This window comes from Campylobacter aviculae (genome assembly GCF_005406215.1).
GTDB lineage: Bacteria > Campylobacterota > Campylobacteria > Campylobacterales > Campylobacteraceae > Campylobacter_D > Campylobacter_D aviculae.
On the sequence record NZ_NXMA01000035.1, the window covers coordinates 1 to 2,680 of the forward strand.

A 2,680-nucleotide genomic window follows, 5' to 3' on the forward strand; every position below is an offset into this window, starting at 1 on the left:
CAATCTTCAGTATCTTTAAGAGAGTCTAAAGGACAAATCGATGCAAACGTGGCTGATGCTATGGGCTTTAATTCTTACCAAGGTGGTGGAAAACAAATTGTATTAGGAGAATACGGAAGTATTGCATCTTATATGGAAAAAAATGGCTTTTCTGCAGGTTCAGGCTTCTCTGTAGGTAGTGGTAAAAATATGTCGGTATTATTGGATGAATCTGTTATTTTCTTAAGTGCAATGTCTGCTGCTAATGCGGCATCGATTTATACTGTTTCTGCTGGTTCAGGTTTTTCTGCTGGTTCAGGAAATTCTCAATTTGCTACCTTAAAAATTTCAGCAGGCAATAAAGCAGGAGCTACCTATAAAAATGCGGGTGTAACCACACTTAAAGGTGCTATGGCGGTGATGGATATCGTTGAAACGGCTACAACAAACTTAGATCAAATCAGAGCAGATATTGGTTCGGTTCAAAATCAACTTCAAGTTACGATCAACAATATTACTGTAACTCAAGTTAATGTTAAAGCGGCTGAATCAACCATAAGAGATGTGGATTTTGCGGCTGAAAGTGCAAATTTCTCGAAGTATAATATCTTAGCTCAAAGTGGTTCTTATGCAATGAGTCAAGCTAATGCAGTCCAACAAAACGTCTTAAAACTTTTACAATAATGAGGATCTTTATCCTCATTAGATTAAATTTCTTTTTTCTAACTCATCTTGCAAAGGTATAATAGCCTTTTTTAAAGTCATATTTTGTATGGTTACAAGCTCAAAGATACTTTCTACTAAGGACTCATGAGCATAAAGCCAAGCAAAAAGCTTATTTTGTCTTTCGCTTTCATTTTTAATGCTTTGAACATACAGCGGTGCTATAATACTTTCTTCGTGGTGGAGCGTAGGGCCTAAAATTTCAAACAAGAAGCCATAACGATTTAAATCTAATCGAGCTTTTAGCTTATCTAGGTTTTGATTTAATTGTTCTAAGGTAATCTTTAATTTTCCTCTTTTTAGATCGGCTAATTGATTTTTAATTTTTTTACATTCTTTTAAAAAGGTATCAGCTAAACTCATTTGTTTTTTGATTTGTTTATAGGATTTTAGCATAAGATTGATTCTTTGTTCTTTTGAAAGTTTAGGAATTTTAGGAAAAGGTTTGTGTAAATCTTTAGTCAGTAGGGTTTCACAAATTTCTTTAAAAGGTTTTTCTATAGCTCCTTCTATTCTAGCTCCACCTTCGGTGCAATTATAGGTTTTTATTTTATTTTTATTCGATGCTATAAAATTTTCAAAAATTTCTCTAAAGAGATTCCAAATTTCCGAACTTTGAACTTCTCCTTTTCCACCATAAGCTAAAGTTGTGTATCGATCAAAATCCCTTTTATAGTGTCCATCATGAAGTTTTTCATGTAAGAAATTTTTTGTATGCGATTCACCTTTTTCACCATAAGCTAAATCCTGTCCTATTAAAACAATATTTTTATAATTTAATCTGTTAGCCAATTCATAATTCATATGAGCAACACTCATTCCACAACTTATATAGCCAAATTCATGAAGTTTTACAGATGTGGCAAAAGATAAAGGTCTTGTAGCCAAAATATAAGATCTTTTATTGCTTTCAAGATATTGGATAGTGTTTTTATGGATTAAAGAAGCTACGACAAAGGTAATTCCATCGTCAAATTCTTTAAAGTCGTTATTAAAGCATTCTGCTACAACTGCATCTCTTTCCATCATGCAAACATAATCAGGCTTGATACCATGCTTTGCCAGTATAGGATAAGCGCTATCGGCACAAAAAATTGTGGCTTTGTTTGCGTATTTTTTAAGCAAAGGTAGTTGTTTGCCAAGACTAGGTCCAGTTGAAACAATGATAGCAACATTTTCATCTTTGGTATTTTTTCTTTTTTTAAGCAAGGTATGATAACTTGGATGATTGATCATTTTTGGAATATTGCGAACAAATTGTTCTATGCCTTGCATAGCATCTTTTGGATCATTACCCCTTCTTAAACTAATATTTTTAATAGCTTTTGAGTTTAGGGTATTGGTTTTGAGTATATCTTCTTTATAACTTTTATAGAAATTAGAATGCGTAAATAAGGTATAAGTTTTAAAAAATCGATCAATTGATCCTAAAGAAAAAATAGCGTCAGCTTTGGTATAAGTCATATGAGGGGTGTAGATTAAAATCAGTCTTCCTTTTCTTAATTCTTCGCTTAGATCGAGTAAATTAAGAACGATAAATATAATTTCTATTTCTTTTTCAAAAACAATGATTCTTTTATGATTTTTATTTTGAAGTAAGGCTTTGTATAAAATTCCATTCCCTAAACCATAAAAAAATAAAGCTGGATATCTATCATAATCTTTAAAGAATTCAATTTTTTCTTCTAATTCTTTTAAAGGGTTTTTATAAATCGCCTTTAAATTTCTTTTTTTGATGATATTGATATCAAGATTATCTTTCCCAAAGGTATAAGCAAATTCTCTTAATTCTTTTATTTTTTCTAATTCATCTTTGAGTTCTTTATACTCTCTTCCATCCATAGCTTTTATATTTTTATCAAAAAGTTCATTTTGCATTTTTCACCTTCTCTTTCCATTTCTTCAAACCTCTTTGATCTAACTCATTTTCTAAAGGAGTGATATTTTCTATTAAAGCTTTTTCTTGTGCTTTGATATG

The 2,680-nt window shown here is 31.1% G+C and carries 2 protein-coding genes; one reads left to right on the forward strand and one right to left on the reverse strand.

Annotated elements, in window-relative coordinates:
- Positions 1-663, forward strand: a 663-nt coding sequence (locus tag CQA76_RS08760; RefSeq protein ID WP_269747353.1) for a flagellin, incomplete at its 5' end; no start/stop codon positions are given.
- Between the two features lie 18 nt (positions 664-681).
- Here CQA76_RS08760 and CQA76_RS08765 read toward each other — a convergent pair.
- On the reverse strand, positions 682-2,580 hold the full coding sequence (locus CQA76_RS08765) for a motility associated factor glycosyltransferase family protein (RefSeq protein ID WP_137623000.1): 1,899 nt from the start codon (positions 2,578-2,580) through the stop codon (positions 682-684).
- Between the last annotated feature and the right edge of the window lie 100 nt (positions 2,581-2,680).

Bases quoted from the DNA above. Each gene is read 5' to 3' on its own strand.
- CQA76_RS08765 (WP_137623000.1), bottom strand. From the start codon at position 2,580: ATGCAAAATGAACTTTTTGATAAAAATATAAAAGCTATGGATGGAAGA.